Here is a 17,833-nt window from a genome sequence, read left to right on the forward strand (position 1 = left end):
GACGTTCATGGCACTCCACCCCGAAGCCGCCGCCCTCTTGGCCCGCTCGCATCGGCTGGGCTCCGACCCCCGCAACACCAACTACGCCGGTGGCAACGCGTCCGCCAAGGGCACTGATGTCGATCCCGTCACCGGGGGTGATGTGGAGCTGATGTGGGTCAAGGGGTCCGGGGGTGATCTCGGGACGCTCACCGAGGCGGGGCTGGCCGTGTTGCGGCTGGATCGGATGCGGGCGCTCGTCGACGTGTATCCGGGTGTCGAGCGCGAGGACGAGATGGTCGCCGCGTTCGATTACTGCCTGCACGGGAAGGGCGGGGCGGCTCCCTCCATCGACACCGCCATGCACGGGCTCGTCGAGGCCGCTCATGTCGATCATCTGCATCCTGATTCCGGTATCGCTCTCGCCTGTGCGGCCGACGGGGAGAAGCTGACCGCCGAGTGTTTCGGGGACACCGTGGCCTGGGTGCCGTGGCGGCGGCCCGGGTTCCAGCTGGGGCTGGACATCGCCGCCATCAAGGCCGCCAACCCGCAGGCCATCGGCGTGGTCCTGGGCGGACACGGGATCACCGCCTGGGGTGACACCGCCGAGGAGTGCGAGAAGAACTCGCTGCACATCATCCGGACCGCCGAGAGGTTCCTCGAGGAGCGCGGCGAGGCCGAGCCCTTCGGGCCCGTCATCGAGGGGTACGGCGCGCTCGGCGAGGCCGAGCGGAAGGAGCGGGCCGCCGCGCTCGCGCCGTACGTCCGCGCGCTCGCCTCCCAGGACAAGCCGCAGGTCGGGCACTTCAACGACTCCGCGCCGGTGCTGGAGTTCCTGGCCCGGGCCGAGCACCCGCGGCTCGCCGCGCTCGGCACCTCCTGCCCCGACCACTTCCTGCGCACCAAGGTCCGGCCCCTGGTCCTCGACCTGCCGCCGACGGCTCCGCTGGAGGAGGCCGTCGCGCGGCTCGGCGAACTGCACGCCGAGTACCGCGAGGAGTACGCCGCCTACTACCGGCGGCATGCCCTGCCCGACTCCCCCGCCATGCGCGGCGCCGATCCGGCGATCGCGCTGATCCCGGGGGTCGGGATGTTCTCCTTCGGCAAGGACAAGCAGACCGCCCGGGTCGCCGGTGAGTTCTACGTCAACGCGATCAACGTGATGCGGGGCGCCGAGGCCGTCTCGTCGTACGCGCCGATCGAGGAGTCCGAGAAGTTCCGCATCGAGTACTGGGCGCTGGAGGAGGCCAAGCTCCAGCGGATGCCGAAGCCCAAGCCGCTCGCGACGCGGGTCGCGCTGGTCACCGGTGCCGGCAGCGGTATCGGCAAGGCCATCGCCGAGCGGCTGGTCGCCGAGGGCGCGTGTGTCGTGGTCGCCGATCTCAACGGCGAGAACGCCGCCGCCGTGGCCGAGGAGCTCGGCGGGTCCGACAAGGCCGTCGCCGTGACCGTGGACGTGACCGACGAGGAGCAGATCGCCGGTGCCTTCAAGGCCGCCGTGCTGGCATTCGGCGGGGTGGACCTGGTGGTCAACAACGCCGGTATCTCCATCTCCAAGCCGCTCCTGGAGACCTCCGCCAAGGACTGGGACCTCCAGCACGACATCATGGCGCGCGGTTCCTTCCTGGTCTCCCGTGAGGCGGCCCGGGTGATGATCGCGCAGAAGCTGGGCGGCGACATCGTCTACATCGCCTCCAAGAACGCCGTGTTCGCCGGCCCCAACAACATCGCCTACTCCGCCACCAAGGCCGACCAGGCCCATCAAGTCCGGTTGCTCGCGGCCGAGTTGGGCGAGCACGGCATTCGCGTCAACGGCGTCAACCCCGACGGTGTGGTGCGCGGCTCCGGCATCTTCGCCGGTGGCTGGGGTGCCCAGCGGGCGGCCGTGTACGGCGTGGAGGAGGAGAAGCTCGGCGAGTTCTACGCCCAGCGGACCATCCTCAAGCGCGAGGTGCTCCCCGAGCACGTGGCGAACGCCGTGTTCGCGCTGACGGGCGGGGAGTTGACCCACACCACCGGCCTGCACGTCCCGGTCGACGCCGGTGTCGCGGCCGCCTTCCTGCGATGAGCGCGTCCGTGAAGTCGTACGCCGCGGTCGACCTCGGCGCGTCCAGCGGACGTGTCATGGTCGGCCGCGTCGGCCCCGACAGCCTGGAGCTGACCGAGGCCCACCGGTTCGCGAACCGGCCCGTGCGGCTGCCCGAGGGGCTGCGCTGGGACATCCTCTCCCTCTACGGCGGTGTCCTGGACGGGCTCAGAGCCGCCGGTGCCCACTGCGGTGGAGGACTCGACTCCGTCGGGATCGACAGCTGGGCCGTGGACTACGGACTGCTCGACGCGGACGGCAAACTGCTGGGCAACCCCGTGCATTACCGCGACTCCCGGACCGAAGGCGTCGCGGAGAAGGTATGGGCGACCGTGCCCGCGTCCGAGCTGTACGCGGCGACCGGGCTCCAGTACGCGCCCTTCAACACCCTGTACCAGCTCGTCGCCGACCGACTCTCCGGTGCCGAACGGCTGTTGCTCATCCCCGACCTGCTCACCTACTGGCTCACCGGCGAGCAGGGCACCGAGCTGACCAACGCCTCGACGACCCAGCTGATCGATCCCCGGACGCGCGCATGGTCGTACGACATCGCGCAACGGCTGGGCATCGACCTGGAGTTGTTCGCGCCGCTGCGGCAACCCGGCGATCCGGCCGGTCTGCTGCGGCCCGAGGTGCTGGAGGAGACCGGGCTGGCAGGGCCCGTGCCGGTCACCGCCGTCGGCTCGCACGACACCGCCTCCGCGGTGGCCGCCGTGCCCGCGTCCGGTGAGCGGTTCGCCTACATCTGCACCGGCACCTGGTCCCTGGCGGGCCTCGAACTGGACGCGCCGGTGCTGACCGAGGAGAGCCGGGCGGCCAACTTCACCAACGAGCTGGGGCTGGACGGCACGGTCCGCTATCTGCGGAACATCATGGGGCTGTGGCTGCTCCAGGAGTGCGTGCGGGCCTGGGGCGACCCGGATCTGGGCGAGCTGCTGCGGGAGGCGGCGAAGGTGCCGGCGCTGCGGTCGGTGGTGGACGCCTCCGATCCGGTCTTCCTCCCTCCGGGGCGGATGCCGGAGCGGATCGCCGAGGCGTGCCGTGCCTCGGGGCAGCCGGTGCCCGTCTCGCCCGGCGAGATCACGCGCTGCATCCTCGACTCCCTGGCCCTTGCCCACCGCAAGGCCGTCGAGGACGCGCAGCGGTTGGCCGACCATCCCGTGGACGTCGTGCACGTCGTCGGGGGCGGTACCCGCAACGCCCTGCTGTGCCAGCTGACCGCCGACGCCTGCGGGCTGCCCGTGGTGGCGGGACCGACCGAGGCGGCCGCGCTCGGCAACGTCCTGGTCCAGTCGCGGGCCCACGGGCTCGTGGGCGACCTCGCGGGCGGGCGCGCGCTGCTCACCCGGACCCAGCCGCTGACCCGGTACGAGCCCCGGGGCGACCCCGCGCGCTGGCGCGAGGCGCAGGCCCGGCTCGCCCGGGACTGACCCCAGGTCTCCCCTGCGCCTCGCCCCCGGACTACGCTGCACCCATCCGATGATCGACCCCCAAGGAGCCGCGATGCGTGTCGCCCTGTTCCTGACCTGTGTCAACGACACGCTGTATCCGGATACCGGGCGCGCCGTGGTGAAACTGCTGACCAGGCTGGGCGTCGACGTCGACTTCCCGATGGCGCAGACCTGCTGCGGTCAGGCCCACTACAACACCGGCTACCGCCATGAGGCGGAGCCGCTGGCCCGGCATTTCTCCGATGTCTTCCGGGACTACGAGGCGATCGTCACGCCGTCCGGCTCGTGCGGGGCGATGGTGCGGGAGCTGTATCCGCGGATGGGTGAGCGGGCCCGGGCCGAGGGGCGCGGGGAGAGCCTCGCGGCCACCCTGGCACCGGTGGTGCCGAAGACGTACGAGCTCACGGAGTTCCTGGTGGACGTGCTGGGAGTGACCGACGTCGGGGCGTACTACCCGCACCCGGTGACCTACCACCCGACCTGTCACGGGCTGCGCGGCCTCGGGCTCGGGGACCGGCCCCGGCGGCTGCTCCAGGCGGTCAAGGGGCTGGAGCTGAAGGAGCTGCCGGGAGCCGACGAGTGCTGTGGCTTCGGTGGCACCTTCGCGCTCAAGAACTCCGATGTCTCGGCGGCGATGGGCGTGGACAAGGTGCGCAACGCCGAGTCGACGGGCGCGGAGGTGCTGTGCGCGGCCGACAACTCCTGTCTGATGCACATCGGGGGCACGATGGGCCGGCTGGAGTCGGACATGCGGCCCGTGCACATCGCGGAGATCCTGGCGAGCACGGAGGAGGAACCGGCCGTATGAGCGGGACGTTCGTAGGAATGCCGGCCTTCCCCGAGGCGGCGCACGAGGCCGTGGCCAACAAGACGCTGCGCGGCAATCTGCGGCACGCCACGCACACCATCCGTGCCAAGCGGGCGAAGGCCGTCACCGAGGTCTCCGACTGGGCGGAGCTGCGCGAGGCGGGCAAGCGGATCAAGGACCACACGCTGCGCCATCTCGACCGCTACCTCGTGCAGTTGGAGGAGTCGGTCGTGGCGGCGGGCGGCACCGTCCACTGGGCCGCCGACGCCGACGAGGCCAACGACATCGTGACCCAACTCGTCAGGATGACCGGCGAGTCGGAGGTCGTGAAGGTCAAGTCGATGGCCACGCAGGAGATCGGGCTCAACGAAGCCCTGGAGGCCGCGGGCATCCGGGCCTACGAGACCGATCTCGCCGAGCTGATCGTGCAGTTGGGCAAGGACCGCCCCTCGCACATTCTCGTCCCGGCCATCCACCGCAACCGGGGCGAGATCCGGGACATCTTCGAGCGCGAGATGAGCGAGTGGGGCCGCCCGGCGCCCGAGGGGCTCACCGACACGCCCGCCGAGCTGGCGGAGGCGGCACGGCTGCACCTGCGGGAGAAGTTCCTGCGGGCCAAGGTCGGCATCTCCGGCGCCAACTTCATGGTCGCCGACACCGGCACCCTGGTGGTCGTGGAGTCCGAGGGCAACGGGCGGATGTGTCTGACCCTGCCGGAGACGCTGATCTCGGTCGTCGGCATCGAGAAGATCGTGCCGACCTGGCAGGACCTGGAGGTCTTCCTCCAGACCCTCCCGCGCTCCTCGACCGCCGAGCGCATGAACCCGTACACGTCCACGTGGACCGGCACCACCGACGAGGACGGCCCTCAGACCTTCCACCTCGTCCTGCTCGACAACGGCCGCTCCGACACCCTCGCCGACGAGGTCGGCCGCCAGGCGCTGCGCTGCATCCGCTGCTCGGCCTGTCTGAACGTCTGCCCGGTGTACGAGCGGGCCGGCGGGCACGCCTACGGCTCGGTCTACCCGGGTCCTATCGGCGCGATCCTCAGCCCCCAACTCCGGGGCACGCAGAGCGAGATCGACGCCTCGCTGCCGTACGCCTCCTCGCTGTGCGGGGCCTGCTACGAGGTCTGCCCGGTCGCCATCGACATCCCGGAGGTCCTGGTGCACCTGCGGGAGCGGGTCGTCCAGGGCGGTCCCGTGGTCCGCGAGGGCAACAAGGTGGTCCTCAAGCCCGCCAAGGGGCACGCGGCCGAGCGGGCGGCGATGCGGGCGGCCCGCTGGGCGTTCGCCCACCCCGGTGTCCTGCGCACCGGCCAGCGGGCGGCCTCCCGCACCCGGCGGCTGCATCCGCGGAGCCTGCCGGGTCCCGGCAAGGCGTGGAGCGGCACGCGGGAGCTGCCGGCCGTACCCGCGGAGCCGTTCCGCGACTGGTGGCAGCGGACCGGCGGCGGCACGTCCGAGAAGGGGGGCTCGAAGTGAGCAGCAGGGAGCGGATCCTGGGCCGGGTGCGGCGCGCGCTGGCCGACGTCTCGGGTGAGGACGCCCCGATCGAGCGGGCCTATCTGCGCGAACACGGCTCCCGGAGCGTCGAGGAGACCGTGGAGCTGCTGGCCGAGAACCTTGCCGACTACCGGGCGATCGTGCACCGCTGCACGACGGCCGACCTCCCGGCCACCCTCGCCGGGGTGCTTGGCGCCAGGGGCGCGAAGACGGTGCTCGTGCCGCCGGGACTGGAGCCGTCCTGGCTCGCGGAGACCGCGGCCGAGCAGGTGCCGGACCGGGTGGAGAGCACCCCCGACGAGCTGGACCGCGTCGACAGCGTGGTCACGGCGTGCGCGGTGGCCATCGCGGAGACCGGCACGATCGTGCTGGACGGCTCGCCCGACCAGGGCCGCCGCCGCATCACACTCGTGCCCGACCATCACATCTGTGTCGTACGGGCCCCGGACCAGGTCGTCTCCTCGGTGCCGCAGGGACTCGAACGCCTCGACCCGGTACGCCCGTTGACCTGGATCTCCGGTCCTTCGGCGACCAGTGACATCGAGCTGGACCGGGTCGAGGGGGTGCACGGTCCGCGCACCCTGGAGGTGGTCCTGGTGGCGGATCAGACGAGCGCCGAGGTCACCTCGTAGCGCCCGGAGGGCAGTTCATAGGAGGCTACGCCGTCCTCGAAGCCGAGGTGCCGGACTCCCCTGACGTGTGACAGGGGGGTGCGGCCCTCGCACACGGAGTCGGGGTCGGCCGTGGGGATGCGCAGGGTCGCGGTGCTGTTGGCGGGCACGGCGATCCGGTGCGTGAAGCGGCTCCCGCTCACCGTCCAGGCGCTGACGATCTCGCCGTAGGGCGACAGGTGCGAGCCGTCGACCCGGGTGATCCTGCCGGTCGGGTCGAGGTGGGGCCGCAGGAAGAAGTGCTTGAAGCCGGGGTGCGCCGGGTCCTTGGCGATGCCGGCCATGCTCTCGTACATCCACTCCATGATCGCGCCGTAGGAGTAGTGGTTGAACGAGTTCATCTCGACCGGCCCGAAGCCCTCCTCCCTCGCGTACGAGTTCCAGCGCTCCCAGACCGTCGTCGCGCCGTTGCGCACCGAGTACAGCCAGGACGGCATGGCGTCCTGGTGCAGCACCTTGTAGGCCAGCTCCACCTGGCCCTCCTGGGTGAGGACGGGCGCGAGGACGTTGACGCCGAGGAAGCCGACGGACAGGGTGTTCTCGGCGTGGCCGACGCGGGTGCTGTCGGGGTGGGCCGCCTTGTAGTCGGCGGAGTTGCCGATGTTCTGGGCGAGGAGCTCGACCAGCCGGCGACGCTGCTCGTCGGTGTCGTACAGGCCGAGTTCCAGGGTCCACAGCAGGGCGGTCTGGGTGTCGTCCTCGGTCTGCGTGGGGCTGTCCCCGGGGGTGTACGGCGGCGGGTCGCCGAGGCTGGACCGCAGCGTGAGCCGACCGTCCTCGGTGCTCAGGTACTTGGCGACGAAGGCCTGCTTGATCCGCGCGAAGAGCTCCTCGTAGGCGTGGGTCTCGGCGGTGCGGCCGGTGGCGCGGGCCATGTCCGCCATGAGCCGGGCGCTGTAGGCGTAGTAGGCATCACTGACGAGCTGGGTGCTGGTGACCTGGAAGGCCAGCCAATCGCCGAAGATCGCTCCCTGGCCGGCACAGGTGTCGCCGGTGCGTGCGTGGATCCAGTCCATGTAGGCCGTCATCGCGTCCCAACTGCGGTCGACGATGGTGGAGTCGCCGCTCATCTGCCACACCGTCCAGGGCACGACGACCCCGCAGTCCGCCCAACCGCTCGCCGGGACCGCCTCGTTGTAGCGGGCGCCGGGCGCAATCCAGGGGAACTGGGCGCCGTCGGCGCCGTAGGTGCGCTGGGAGTCGATCAGGATGTCCTGGAAGTGGCTCAGGAAGGCGACCGCATCGGCGTTGTAGAGGCCGGTGCCCGCGAAGACCTGGGTGTCTCCGGTCCAGCCGCAGCGCTCGTCGCGCTGCGGGCAGTCGGTGGGGACCCAGAGGTAGTTGCCCCGCTGGCCCCACCGCACGTTGCTGATCAGCTGGTTGATGTCGGGGTCGTCCGTGGTGACGTCGCCGATGTCCCGGAGGGCGGAGGTGGCGACCCTGGCGGTCACCTCGGTGAGGGTGACGGTGGCGGTCGTGGTGACGGACAGGTAGCGGAAGCCGTAGAAGGTCAGGGAGTCCTGGTGGGTCTCGCCCTGCGGGTCGCCCTTGAGGATGTAGGTGCTGGTGGCCTTCGCGGTGCGGAGGTTCGCCCGGTAGACGGAGCCCTCGGGACCGTCGGCGCCCGCGCTGCCGTCGTTGAGCATCTCCCCCGGCGCGAAGGAGACCTGGGCCCCGGCCGGGCCGCGCAGGGTGTAGCGGGGGACGCCGACGAGGTTCTGGCCGAAGTCGAGGACGGCGGTGTCGCCGGGGTGCAGGGTGACGGGGACGAGGGCGGTGGCGGTGGCGGCCTGCGTGGGGTCGGTGACCGTGCGGGCGGGGCCGGGGACCGTGCGGGCGGGGCCGGGGACCGTTCGGGCGGGGTCGGGGACCGTGCGGGCTGGGTCGGGGACCGTGCGGGCTGGGTCGGGGACGAAGTCGCTTCCGCCCGTGTGGACGGTGATCGACCGCGGCCCGCGGTCCCACCGCGGCACCAGCCGGGCCGACTCGCCCGGGTAGGCGACGAGTCGGGAGCCGGGGAACCTGGTGGTGAAGTCGTGCTCCTCGACGCCGGACCAGGCGGAGGCGTCGAAGCCGTTCGCGGTCCAGCCGGGCAGTTCCCGGCGGGCGTCGTAGGTCTGGCCGTCGTAGAGGTCGTCCGCGCGGTAGGGGCCGGTGTCGGTGGCCCGCCAGTCGTCCCCGGGCGCGGTCACCACAGTCTGGGTCGAGCCGTCGTCGTAGCGGATCAGGAGCTTGGCCTTGAGGGCGAGGCGGTTGCCGTCCGCGGAGTAGTAGACGCTGTTCTCGGAGACCCGGCCGTTGTACCAGCCGTTGCCGAGCACGGCCGCGAGGGTGACCTGCCGTTCGTCCGCCAGCAGGCCCGTCACCTCGTACGTGAAGTAGCTGACGGTGGTGTCGTAGTTGGTCCAGCCGGGCGTGAGGAGTTCGTGGGTGGCGCGGCCGTCCTGGGGGACGGTGACGCGGCGACCGTTGACGTAGGCGTCGTACACGCCGAGCGCGGAGATGTAGAGCCGGGCTTCGTGCACGCGGCCGCCGTGCAGGGCCGTCTGCTTCCTCAGGAGCGGCGCGCCCGGGCTGTTCGGGGCCTTGCCCGCCATGCTGATCCACCGCGCGCCGTCCCAGCCGGTGACGCCGTCGGTGCTGAGCAGACCGGTCTCGAAGCGGGCGGTGGGGGCCTCGGGGAGCCGACGGCCGTTCTCGTCCCAGACCTCGACCGTCCAGTGGTAGCGCGTCGAGGCCTTCAGCGGGGGCCCCGCGTAGCGCACGGCCACCGAGTCCGCCGAGTCGACCCGGCCGCTGTCCCAGACGTCCACGCGGCCGGCGGTCAGACGGTCGGGGCTGGTCGCGACCAGGACGCGGTAGGCCGTCTGGCGGCGGCCGCGCACCCGGGAGGCGGTACGCCAGCCGAATCTGGGGCGGGCCGCGTCCACGCCGAGCGGTGTGGTGCGGTGTTCCACGGTGAGGCCCTCGACGGCGGTGCGGTCGACTCCGTCGGTCATGCGGGTGTCCCTTCGGCGGCTGGGAGTTGTGTCGATTCAGCCCAGTCTGCGGTCGGAGTTGGCTGCTGTGCCCCCATGTGTCTACTGGCCGGGCGGGCGAATGTTCGTCAGGCGCGCATGGGAGCCGTGCAAAAGCCGGGTCCCGCGGTGGACGACCCGAGGTTCGGGGCCGCGTGGCCGGCACGTCCCGCCGGTCGGCCGTCATCTGCCTGGCGAGAGCAAGCCCTCCAGAGGCCGTGGCAGGAGATGCACCCGCTCAGCTGGGAACGGCCGCCGGACACGACAGCTCACGTGTAGACGATCGGGCAGCCCCGGCGCAGGGAGTGCTGGGCGGCGCGGAGATACACCGCCACGTAGAACGCCGTGTCCAGGTCGGCGGCCCACGGTCCGGGTCTGGCGGCTGCCACCCGCTCCGCGTCGCCTTCGAGGAACCACAGGGTGAGGTCCAGGTTGTCGCAGGCTTCCGGTATCTCGTCCAGGGGCAGTCGCACCGCCTCGGCCAGCCGACGCGTCAGGCCGAGGACCTGGGGGGCTCCGGCGATCACCGTGGTGTCCGAGTAGGCGGACTCGATGGGCAGTTCGATCTCCTCATCGAGCGAGACCGGCACCAGCACCGTCCAGTCGAGCAGGGTCTGAGGCTCGGAGGGCGCCAGCTGGGCCTGCGCCAGCTGGACGAAGCCGTGCATGGACGGCACCAGCTTCTCCTCGAACCGCGTCCCCGATCCGCGGACGAGCTCCGCGGCCTCGGGCACGGACTCGTACGGCGGCAGCCCCCGGCGGCGCAGCTGTTCGTTCAACCCCGTGGAGACGGCCCCCCGGCCCTCCTCCTCGTCCGCGTCGAACCACTCCCGCGCGCCCACACTCACCAGATAGATCCCCATGCCCGGAAACGTACAGCCCCCCACTGACAACGCCGGGGGCTGCCGCCGTACGAGGGTCAGGGGCCGGTCAGCAGGAGCGTCGGCAGGGTGTCCTCCAGGATCCGCTCGCGGGGCAGGGTGAGGCCGAACTGGCGCTGGAGCACCTCCAGACAGGCCCGGTGCACGACCCGGTGCTCCAGGTCGTCGTCGGGGAGTCCGGCGGCCGCCAGCCGCTCCTGGACCGCGGCGACCACCTCGGGATCGCCCTCAGGGCTGCCGTGCCCCCAGGAGCCGTCCAGGTGCAGGTTGAACACGCACATCGCGTTCCCGTCGTGGCGGTAGGCGAAGGTCGGGGGCACCGGCTTGCCGTTCTCCTCCTCGTACTCCAGCTGGAAGACATGCAGCCCACCCCGGTCGACCGGCCGGTCGCCGCTGCCGAACTCGCCCTGCCAGCCGCCGTACTTGATGACGTACGACCACTCGTCGAGCTCGCCGTGCCGCAGGGCGATGCCGTCCAGGACGTCGCCGTGGAGACCCTCCATCAGGTCCTGCACCTGACGGCCGGTCAGTTCACCGATGGCACGGGGTCGGTACGGTCGGTGCGTGGTCTCGGCGATCCGTCGCGCCAGTGACTCGGACGCCAGGTCGGGGGCGATCACCACGCTGTAGCCGCCCCAGGCGATGGACTGCGGTTCGGCGAGCCAGGTTATTCCGTCGGTCATGGCGACCACCCTGCCGCATGGCGCCGAGGGGTGTCCGTGAGTACACCCCCGAAGACGGGTTCTGCCCCCCATGTGCCCGCGCCGCCGTCTCCGTAGCTTCGTGAGCGAGGCACACGGGGTGCCGTACGAAGGGGGACGACGACGATGCGCACCGGCTCACGACGCAGGCACGACCCGGGACCCGCCGCCGAGGCACTGCGGCTGGTCAAGGTCCGCAAGACGTACGGCAACGACGACAGTGCCGTGACCGCCCTGGACGGGATCACGCTGAGCCTCGGCCGGGGCACCTTCACCGCGGTGATGGGCCCTTCGGGGTCGGGCAAGTCCACGCTGCTCCAGTGCGCGGCCGGTCTGGACCGGCCGGACAGCGGGATCGTACGGGTGGACGGCACGGAGTTGACGGGCGGCGGCGAGGCGGAGCTGACGCGGTTCCGGCGCGGCCGGGTGGGCTTCGTGTTCCAGCAGTACAACCTGCTGGAGACGCTGACGGTCGCGCAGAACACCGTGCTGCCGCTGAAACTCGCGGGCCGCCGGATCGACCGGCGCCGGGCCGAGGACGTCCTCGCCTCCGTCGGGCTCGGGGACCGTCTCGGTCACCGCCCCGACCAGCTCTCCGGCGGCCAGCGCCAGCGGGTCGCGATCGCCCGCGCGCTGGTCACCGATCCTCGCGTGATCTTCGCGGACGAGCCCACGGGCGCCCTGGACACCCGCAGCGCGCGGGAGGTGCTGCGGCTGCTGCGGGAGGCGGTGCGGGTGCACGGCAGGACCGTGGTGATGGTGACCCACGACCCGGTCGCCGCCTCGTACGCCGACGCGGTGCTGTTCCTGGCGGACGGCAGGCTCGCGGGCCGGATGGAGGCGCCGACGCCGGACGCGGTCGCCGAGCGGCTCGCGCATCTCGGGGACGAGGCCGAGCGCCGCGCACAGCTGGGCGACGACCTGACGGCGGGGGTGTGAGCGATGTTCATGCTGGCGATGCGGTCGATACGGCAGCGGCCCGGACGGTTCCTCGCGACCCTGCTGGCCGCGTTCCTGGGCGCGGGGATCATCATGACGTTCAACTCGCTGTACGACACGGCGAGTCGGCCCGGCGTCGACGCGGTGAGCTCGCAGACGCTGACGACGTCGGCGAGCGTGGTCGGCGGCTACGGCACCCTCCTGGTGTTCTTCGCCGTGGCCTCGACGATGACGGTCAACGTCCGTCAGCGGGCGGGTGAGTTGGAGCTGCTGCGCAGTTCCGGGGCGACGCCGGGGCAGATCGGTCGGATGGTCGTGGGCGAGGCCGTGGCGGTCGCCCTGCTGGGTGCCGTGGCGGCGATCGGTCCCGCGGTCCTCGGCGGGCGGGCGCTGCTGGACGCCTTCCAGGACAGCGGACAGGTCGCGGAGAGCGTCCAGCCCTCCTTCGGTCCCGTGGCGCTGTTGTCGGGCGTCGACATCACGCTGGTCGCGGCGGCGGGCGCGGCCTTTCTCGCCGTACGGCGGGCCACCCGCGGGGTGCGGCGGCGGGGACGGGCGCGGACGGTCCTCGCGTACGGCGCTCTCGGTCTCGGGGCCCTGTCGGCGACCTCCACCTTCGCGTTCTCGGCGACGGACGAGGCGCTCATGGCGACGCCGGCGTACGGGGCGATCCTGCTGTCCGTCGGGTTCGCGCTGCTGGCGCCCCGGCTGCTGACGGGCGTGCTGGACCGGTTGCCGCTGACCGGTGCGAGCGGCTGGCTGGCCGTGCGGAACCTGCGGCGGCGGGCGGACCACCTCTCCGGGATCCTGATGTCGCTGATCCTCTTCACCGCGGTGTCCGTCGCCACGCTGTACATGCAGGGCGTGGAGAGCGACGCCATGGCGGCCTCGGGCGCGGTCAAGAGCGTGGACGCGAAGAACCTGGAGACGCTGAACCTCACGGTCGTCGGGATCATCGTGGTGTTCGTCTGCGTGATGCTGGTCAACTCGCTGTACGCGGCGACGACTTACCGCGTTCGCGAGTTCGGGCAGCAGCGGCTCGCCGGAGCGACGCCGGGACAGGTGCTGGGCACGGTGGGCACGGAGGCGCTGATCCTCACGGCCTTCGGGCTGTTCTTCGGCACGGTGGCGGCGGTGGCCGGAATCGTCCCCTTCACCGTGGTCCGCGCCGACTCGCTGCTGCCCCACCAGGGCCCGGGCATCTGGCTGGCGGTCGCCGCGGTCGCGGCGACGGCGACGCTGGGCACGACCCTGGCGACGGCCCACAGGGTGCTGCGCGCGCCGGCGGTGGCGGCGGCGGTGGGGAGTGCTGTTTAGAAGGGGCTCCTGGTGAGGCCCGCCCGTCCCGGGTGGCACCCGAGGGGCGGGGGCGCAGGCCCCCGGGGCGGAGTGCGAAGGCCCCCCAGGACGGGCCGCGGGTGGAACCCCGGACGGGCCGCGGGTGGAGCCCCCAGGCGGGTCACGGGTGGATCCCCGGACGGGCCGCGGGTGGCCCTTCGGGCCGTCGCGGGTGGCCCCCCGGACGGGCCGCAGGCGGGACCCCGGACGGACCGCGGGCGGGACCCCGGACGGGTCACGGGTGGAACCCCGGACGGACCGCGGGCGGAGCCCCCGGGCGGGTCACGGGTGGATCCCCGGACGGGCCGCGGGTGGAGCCCCCGGGCCGTCGCGGGTGGCCCCCCGGCGGGAGCCGCGGTCATCGGACCACGTGACAGAAGCGGTGAACAAGCGCTTAGATAGTTGGCGGAAACGAGTTCGCGCCGCTGGAGGCCCCGTGCTGTTCACATCCGTCGACGACGTCTCCGCACGCCTCGCCGAGACCGGCTACCTCGCCTCACCCGCCGTCGCCACCACCGTCTTCCTCGCCGACCGGCTCGGCAAGCCGCTCCTGGTCGAGGGCCCCGCCGGGGTCGGCAAGACGGAGCTGGCCAAGGCGGTGGCCGAGGTCGCGGACGCGCGGCTGGTCCGGCTCCAGTGCTATGAGGGCGTGGACGAGTCCCGCGCGCTGTACGAGTGGAACCACGCGAAACAGCTGCTGCGGATCAGCGCCGGCCGGGACGAGACCTGGGACGAGACGCGCACCGACATCTTCAGCGAGGACTTCCTGCTCTCCCGGCCCCTGCTGACGGCGATCCGCGGCGACGAGCCCAAGGTCCTGCTGATCGACGAGACCGACAAGGCGGACGTGGAGGTCGAGGGGCTCCTGCTGGAGGTGCTCAGCGACTTCCAGGTGACGGTCCCGGAGCTCGGCACGATCACCGCGTCCCGCCGCCCCTTCGTCGTGCTCACCTCCAACGCCAGCCGCGAGCTGTCCGAGGCCCTGCGCCGCCGTTGCCTGTTCCTGCACATCGGGTTCCCCGAGGAGGAGCTGGAGCGGCGGATCGTACGGCTGAAGGTGCCGGGCCTGGACGAGACGCTCGCGAAGTCCGTGGTGCGGGTCGTGGGGGCGCTCAGGGCCATGGACCTGCGCAAGGTGCCGTCGGTCGCCGAGACCATCGACTGGGCGCGCACCCTCCTCGCGCTCGGCGCGGACCACCTCGACGAGACGGTCGTACGGGACAGTCTGGGCGTGCTCCTCAAGCACCAGGACGACATCCTCAAGGCCGGGGCCAAGCTCGACCTGGACGCGGTGTGAGCACCGCCGAGCGGCTCACCTCCCTGGTCGGTGCCCTGCGCGCGCACGGCGTGCGGATCGGGACCGGCGAGACGGTGGACGCGGCCCAGGCGGTCGAGGCGCTCGGGTTCACCGACCGCGAGCGGCTCCGGGAGGGCCTGGCGGCGACCCTGCTGCACGGCACGGCACAACGGCCGGTGTTCGACCCGATTTTCGACCTGTACTTCCCGCGGGGCGTGGGCGCGCCCGACACCGGCCCCGCGGACCGGGAGAACCTGCGCGAGCGTCTCGCGGGGGCCCTGGCCGCGAACGACGAGTCCCTGCTGACCCGCCTCGCGGCGGAGGCCGTCGACGGCTTCGGGGGATACGGCAACTCCCCGCAGTCGGACGGCTGGTCGTCGTACCAGACCCTCGACCGGCTGCGTCCGCAGACCCTCCTCGCTCGCGTCCGGGACGACGTGCGGGGCCGGCAGGGCATGTCCGGGTTCACGGACCGGCTGCTGGAGGACGAGATCCGGCGGCGCATCGAGGCGTTCCGCGCCCTGGTCGCCGCGGAGGCCCGGCGGCGGGTGGCGGAGCGGCGGGACCGGGACGAGATCGCGCGCCGCGCGGTCGCCCCGACCACCGACCGGGTCGACTTCCTGTTCGCCGGGAAGGACCGGCTGGCCGAACTCCGGCGCACGGTCCAGCCGTTGGCCCGCAAGCTCGCCACCCGGCTGGCGGCCCGCCGCCGTCGTGCCGCGCGGGGCAGTATCGATCTACGGCGGACTCTGCGCGGTTCGCTGTCGACGGGCGGGGTGCCGATGAAGCCGGTCCTGCGCAGGCGCCGGCCGGCCCGGCCCGAACTGGTGCTGCTGTGCGATGTGTCGGGCTCGGTGTCGGGGTTCTCGGACTTCACGATGCTGCTGGTGCAGGCGCTGCACGACCAGTTCAGCAAGGTGCGGGTGTTCGCCTTCGTCAACCGGCTCGACGAGGTCACCGGGCTTCTGCGGCACGGCGCGGCCGACCCGGAGGGGCTCGGCGCCCGCATCCGGGCCGAGGCCACGCTCACCGGCTGGCACGGCAGCAGCGACTACGGCGTCGCGCTGGGAGAGTTCGCGTCGCGGTACGGGGACGCACTGAGCCCGCGCACCACGGTGTTCGTCCTCGGCGACGCCCGCACCAACATGAGCGACCCGAACCTGCCCGCCGTGCGCGAGCTCACCGAACGGGCCCGCCGCGTCTACTGGTTGAACCCGGAGGCGCGTCCGCAGTGGGGCACCGGCGACTCGGCCGCCCACGAGTACGCCGAGTTGGTGGAGATGCACGAGTGCCGCAACGTCCGCCAGCTCAGCGCGCTGGTGGGGCGGCTGCTCCCGATCTGACCCACCGGTCCCACGGTCCGCGCGTCGAGACACCGACCGGTTTGTCTACGTCCCCCCGGGTAACCAGATCGGTTTCCGATGTCAGGGCAAGGCCTCTTCCCTACGCTCCGCAGTGACGGAGGGGGTCCCATGAAGGCAGTCGTCCAGGACCGCTACGGCTCGGTGGACACACTGGAGTTGAGGGAGGTCGAGCAGCCGGTGCCGGGGGCCGGCGAGGTGCTGGTGCGGGTGCACGCGGCGTCGGTGAACGCCTACGACTGGCACTACCTGCACGGCGACCCCAAGATCGCCCGGCTGTTCTTCGGGGCGCGCTCACCGAAGGTGCGGATCCGGGGCCGCGACTTCGCGGGCCGCGTGGAGGCGGTCGGCGCCGAGGTCAAGGGCCTGCACCCCGGTGACGAGGTGTACGGCGAGGCGGACGGCACCTTCGCGGAGTTCGTGTGCGCCAAGGACACCGAGACCGCTCTCAAGCCCGCCGGCCTCACTTTCGAGCAGGCGGCCGCGATGCCGCTGGCCGCGAACACCGCGCTCATCGGGCTGCGGGACGTGGCCGGGCTGAGGTCCGGCCAGTCGGTGCTGGTGAACGGCGCCTCGGGCGGGGTGGGCACCTTCGCCGTGCAACTCGCCAAGGCGTACGGCGCCGAGGTGACCGGTGTGTGCGGCGCCCGCAACGTCGAACTCGTCGGATCGCTCGGCGCCGACGACGTGGTCGACTACTCGCGGGAGGACTTCGCCCGCGCCGGCCGCCGCTACGACGTCGTGCTGGATCTGGTGGGCAACCGCTCACTGGCCGACCTGCGGCGCGCCACGACTCCCTCGGGCACCGTCGTCCTCTCCGGCGGAGGCGTGTTCGAGGGCGGCAGTCTCCTCGGCCCGGTGTGGCTCACGGCGCGCGCACGGCTGCTCTCCCCCTTCGTGCGGCAACGCGTGCTCTCGCTCCCGGCGAAGGCCAGCAAGGAGAACCTCGCGGTGCTGCGGGAACTGACCGACGCCGGGAAGATCGCCCCGGCCGTCGAGCGGACGTATCCGCTGAGCGAGGCGGCCGAGGCCATCCGGCATCTTGAGGTGGAGCACGCGCGCGCGAAGATCGTGGTCACGGTGCGGGAGACGGGCGGTCCCTGACGGTCCGGGCAGCGGGCCGGGCAGCGGTCCCAGGCAGCGGTCCGGGACGGAAGGCTCACTTCTCCTTCGCGTAGTCCCTCGCCATTGCGCCCGCGAAGTCGTAGACCACGCACTGCTCGTCGCCGACGACCCAGGCGTCATGTCCGGGCGACACCACGAAGACGTCCCCGGGGCCCACTTCCTGCTCGCCGCCGCCCTCGTCCATCAGGATGTGCATGCGGCCCTGGACCACATAGCCGTTGTGGTGGACCTCGCAGCTCTTCGTCCCGGCGATCGGAGCCACGGACTCCGACCAGCGCCAGCCGGGCTCGAAGGTGCCCACGGCGAAGTCCAGCCCGCTCATGTGGACCGCCTCCAGGTGACCGCGCGGGAAATCGCGGCGCTCGTCCGGCTTGTCGAGCGTCTTCACCTCGATCATGACGGCTCTCCCTTCCGGCCGCGTCGGTACGGCCGGGGCCGGTCTCCGTCTCCCACCCGTCCCGGGCGGCACCGGCGGGGGCCGGTCCCACGCCTCCATGGTCCGCCTGTCAAGCCGGGGCCGCCAATCGGCTGCGCCGGGCTGTGCCGGGTGGGGGTGGCGGGTCGGGTTCGTGGTGGGGTGCGGGTTCGGTGGGGGCGGGCGTTTTGCGCAGTTCCCCGCGCCCCTGAGATGCCTGCGGCGGCCCGCTCGGCTTCGGTGGGGGCTTGTGTAGCGC

At 72.2% G+C, this 17,833-nt stretch carries 14 protein-coding genes; 10 read left to right on the top strand and 4 right to left on the bottom strand.

Going from position 1 to position 17,833, the window contains the following annotated elements:
• The first annotated feature begins 7 nt into the window (after positions 1–7).
• The 5 genes from ACFULQ_RS04655 (at position 8) to ACFULQ_RS04675 (ending at position 6,461) form a co-directional block, all read left to right on the top strand.
• Complete coding sequence (locus ACFULQ_RS04655; protein ID WP_383538091.1) at positions 8–2,047, top strand: bifunctional aldolase/short-chain dehydrogenase; 2,040 nt, start codon at positions 8–10, stop codon at positions 2,045–2,047.
• Positions 2,044–3,495 carry a rhamnulokinase family protein gene (locus tag ACFULQ_RS04660; protein WP_383538094.1) on the top strand — a complete coding sequence of 484 codons (1,452 nt, stop codon included), beginning with the start codon at positions 2,044–2,046 and terminating at the stop codon, positions 3,493–3,495. The genes ACFULQ_RS04655 and ACFULQ_RS04660 overlap by 4 nt, the downstream gene beginning before the upstream one ends.
• 73 nt (positions 3,496–3,568) lie before the next feature.
• Positions 3,569–4,324, top strand: coding sequence for a (Fe-S)-binding protein (locus ACFULQ_RS04665; protein WP_383538096.1), 756 nt, complete (start codon positions 3,569–3,571; stop codon positions 4,322–4,324).
• The gene (locus tag ACFULQ_RS04670; protein ID WP_383538098.1) at positions 4,321–5,808 is read left to right on the top strand and encodes a LutB/LldF family L-lactate oxidation iron-sulfur protein; all 1,488 of its coding nucleotides are present in this window, start codon (positions 4,321–4,323) and stop codon (positions 5,806–5,808) included. The genes ACFULQ_RS04665 and ACFULQ_RS04670 overlap by 4 nt, the downstream gene beginning before the upstream one ends.
• On the top strand, positions 5,805–6,461 hold the full coding sequence (locus ACFULQ_RS04675; RefSeq protein ID WP_383538101.1) for a lactate utilization protein C: 657 nt from the start codon (positions 5,805–5,807) through the stop codon (positions 6,459–6,461). The genes ACFULQ_RS04670 and ACFULQ_RS04675 overlap by 4 nt, the downstream gene beginning before the upstream one ends.
• Here ACFULQ_RS04675 and ACFULQ_RS04680 read toward each other — a convergent pair.
• The 3 genes from ACFULQ_RS04680 to ACFULQ_RS04690 form a co-directional block, all read right to left on the bottom strand.
• Positions 6,434–9,499 (bottom strand): family 78 glycoside hydrolase catalytic domain, encoded by a 3,066-nt coding sequence (locus tag ACFULQ_RS04680; RefSeq protein WP_383538103.1) that lies wholly within the window; start codon positions 9,497–9,499, stop codon positions 6,434–6,436. The two genes, ACFULQ_RS04675 and ACFULQ_RS04680, sit on opposite strands and share 28 nt — an antisense overlap.
• 287 nt (positions 9,500–9,786) lie before the next feature.
• Positions 9,787–10,380, bottom strand: a complete 594-nt coding sequence (locus tag ACFULQ_RS04685; protein ID WP_383538106.1) for a hypothetical protein — start codon at positions 10,378–10,380, stop codon at positions 9,787–9,789.
• Between the two features lie 56 nt (positions 10,381–10,436).
• Positions 10,437–11,081 (bottom strand): hypothetical protein, encoded by a 645-nt coding sequence (locus ACFULQ_RS04690; RefSeq protein ID WP_383538109.1) that lies wholly within the window; start codon positions 11,079–11,081, stop codon positions 10,437–10,439.
• Positions 11,082–11,225: 144 nt separating this feature from the next.
• Between ACFULQ_RS04690 and ACFULQ_RS04695 the strand changes: the two genes are divergently transcribed.
• From ACFULQ_RS04695 to ACFULQ_RS04715, 5 genes are all read left to right on the top strand, one after another.
• Positions 11,226–12,038 carry an ABC transporter ATP-binding protein gene (locus tag ACFULQ_RS04695; RefSeq protein ID WP_383538112.1) on the top strand — a complete coding sequence of 271 codons (813 nt, stop codon included), beginning with the start codon at positions 11,226–11,228 and terminating at the stop codon, positions 12,036–12,038.
• Positions 12,039–12,041: 3 nt separating this feature from the next.
• On the top strand, positions 12,042–13,355 hold the full coding sequence (locus tag ACFULQ_RS04700) for an FtsX-like permease family protein (RefSeq protein ID WP_383538114.1): 1,314 nt from the start codon (positions 12,042–12,044) through the stop codon (positions 13,353–13,355).
• A 460-nt stretch (positions 13,356–13,815) separates the two neighbouring features.
• Positions 13,816–14,673: an AAA family ATPase gene (locus ACFULQ_RS04705; protein WP_383538141.1), complete on the top strand. Its 858-nt coding sequence runs from the start codon at positions 13,816–13,818 to the stop codon at positions 14,671–14,673.
• On the top strand, positions 14,670–16,016 hold the full coding sequence (locus tag ACFULQ_RS04710; protein ID WP_383538116.1) for a VWA domain-containing protein: 1,347 nt from the start codon (positions 14,670–14,672) through the stop codon (positions 16,014–16,016). Before ACFULQ_RS04705 ends, ACFULQ_RS04710 begins: the two co-directional genes overlap by 4 nt.
• A 129-nt stretch (positions 16,017–16,145) precedes the next feature.
• Entirely contained in the window at positions 16,146–17,138 is a 993-nt protein-coding gene (locus ACFULQ_RS04715) for an NAD(P)-dependent alcohol dehydrogenase (RefSeq protein ID WP_383538118.1), read from the top strand.
• 55 nt (positions 17,139–17,193) lie between these two features.
• Here ACFULQ_RS04715 and ACFULQ_RS04720 read toward each other — a convergent pair whose 3' ends face one another.
• On the bottom strand, positions 17,194–17,556 hold the full coding sequence (locus tag ACFULQ_RS04720) for a cupin domain-containing protein (protein ID WP_383538121.1): 363 nt from the start codon (positions 17,554–17,556) through the stop codon (positions 17,194–17,196).
• Positions 17,557–17,833: the final 277 nt, after the last annotated feature.

The organism is Streptomyces sp. NPDC057253 (genome assembly GCF_042669125.1).
In the GTDB taxonomy this organism is placed as follows: Bacteria; Actinomycetota; Actinomycetes; order Streptomycetales; family Streptomycetaceae; genus Streptomyces.

Coding starts and splice junctions, on each gene's coding strand:
- ACFULQ_RS04695 (WP_383538112.1), top strand. CDS start 11,226: ATGCGCACCGGCTCACGACGCAGGCACGACCCGGGACCCGCCGCCGAG.
- ACFULQ_RS04655 (WP_383538091.1), top strand. CDS start 8: ATGGCACTCCACCCCGAAGCCGCCGCCCTCTTGGCCCGCTCGCATCGG.
- ACFULQ_RS04715 (WP_383538118.1), top strand. CDS start 16,146: ATGAAGGCAGTCGTCCAGGACCGCTACGGCTCGGTGGACACACTGGAG.
- ACFULQ_RS04660 (WP_383538094.1), top strand. CDS start 2,044: ATGAGCGCGTCCGTGAAGTCGTACGCCGCGGTCGACCTCGGCGCGTCC.
- ACFULQ_RS04670 (WP_383538098.1), top strand. CDS start 4,321: ATGAGCGGGACGTTCGTAGGAATGCCGGCCTTCCCCGAGGCGGCGCAC.
- ACFULQ_RS04680 (WP_383538103.1), bottom strand. CDS start 9,499: ATGACCGACGGAGTCGACCGCACCGCCGTCGAGGGCCTCACCGTGGAA.
- ACFULQ_RS04690 (WP_383538109.1), bottom strand. CDS start 11,081: ATGACCGACGGAATAACCTGGCTCGCCGAACCGCAGTCCATCGCCTGG.
- ACFULQ_RS04665 (WP_383538096.1), top strand. CDS start 3,569: ATGCGTGTCGCCCTGTTCCTGACCTGTGTCAACGACACGCTGTATCCG.
- ACFULQ_RS04685 (WP_383538106.1), bottom strand. CDS start 10,380: ATGGGGATCTATCTGGTGAGTGTGGGCGCGCGGGAGTGGTTCGACGCG.
- ACFULQ_RS04720 (WP_383538121.1), bottom strand. CDS start 17,556: ATGATCGAGGTGAAGACGCTCGACAAGCCGGACGAGCGCCGCGATTTC.
- ACFULQ_RS04700 (WP_383538114.1), top strand. CDS start 12,042: ATGTTCATGCTGGCGATGCGGTCGATACGGCAGCGGCCCGGACGGTTC.